Origin of the sequence: Streptomyces sp. W16, assembly GCF_033194735.1 — a bacterium.
Taxonomy (GTDB): domain Bacteria; phylum Actinomycetota; class Actinomycetes; order Streptomycetales; family Streptomycetaceae; genus Streptomyces.
Genome location: NZ_JAWOAI010001147.1, coordinates 1 through 1,018 on the forward strand (window position 1 = coordinate 1; position 1,018 = coordinate 1,018).

The 1,018-nt window shown below is 73.3% G+C and carries 2 protein-coding genes; one reads left to right on the forward strand and one right to left on the reverse strand.

Translation table 11 applies throughout. The features are described from left to right. On the forward strand, nt 1-378 hold a 378-nt coding region (locus R6V09_RS53820; protein WP_317888649.1), incomplete at its 5' end, for a PucR family transcriptional regulator. A 9-nt stretch (nt 379-387) separates the two neighbouring features. On the opposite strand, the gene R6V09_RS53825 is transcribed toward R6V09_RS53820, so the two are convergent. Then, a partial coding sequence (locus R6V09_RS53825; RefSeq protein WP_317888650.1) for a glycosyltransferase family 4 protein occupies nt 388-1,018 on the reverse strand: 631 nt, incomplete at its 5' end.

Genomic DNA, 1,018 nt, shown 5'->3' on the forward strand with positions numbered 1-1,018 from the left:
CTCCGGCACGCGGCCGAGACGGCGACGGCGGCACAGGGCCTGTCCGACCGCCCCTGGTACGACGCCCGGCGCCTGGACATCGAGCTGCTGCTGTGGCGACTGCGCGACCACCCGGACCTGGCGGCCTTCGTGGAGCGCGCGATCGGCCCGCTCCGCGACCACGACAACCGCTCCAAGCCGCCCCTTCTCCCCACCCTGGAAACGTACTTGGCGCACGCGGGCCGCAAGGCGGAGACGGCACGCGAACTGCACCTCAACCGACAGACCCTCTACAACCGCCTCGCCCGCATCGGGGAGTTGCTCGGCACCGACCTCGAAGACCCGCAGACGGTACTGGCGTTGAGCCTGGCGCTGCGGGCCCGCAGGCTGGTGCCGTAGGACGGCCTGTCAGGTCAGCGGCAGTGGCTGGGTCAACTCGTCGTAGACACTCAGCACTTGGGCGACGGTCTCGTCCTCGGTGGGCCAGGTGGCCGCCTGCCGGACGCCCTTCTCCCGCAGCAGTTCCCGGCGTTCGGGGTCGCGCAGCAGACGGGTGACCGCGTCGGAGAGGGCCTTCGCGTCGCCGTAGGGCACGAGTTCGGCGGCGTCGCCGACGAGTTCGGGGATGCCGCCGACGGCGGTCGCGACCAGCGGCACGCGGGCGTGGAGGGCCTCCTGCGCGATCACCGAGCGGGACTCCCAACTGCTGGGCAGGAGCGCGAGGTCGGCGGCGGCGAGCAGTTCACCCACGTCGTCGCGGCGCCCGACGAGCCGGACCGGCAACTCCTCGTCCTCGATCCGCCGCTGCAACTCGGCCCGCAGCGGCCCCTCCCCCGCGATCACGAGCAGCGGTGTCGGATCGAGGCGGCACCAGCCTCGTGAGGCGTCCAGGAGGGTGTCGTAGCCGCGCTGCCGGTCGAGCGAGCCGACGGCGACGAGCAACGGGCGGTCGGTGGCGCCGAGTTCGGCGCGGAGCTTGGGGCGCAGCCGGTCGGGATCCTCGTACTCGACGGCGGCCCGGCGCGGTCCCGGCAGTGCA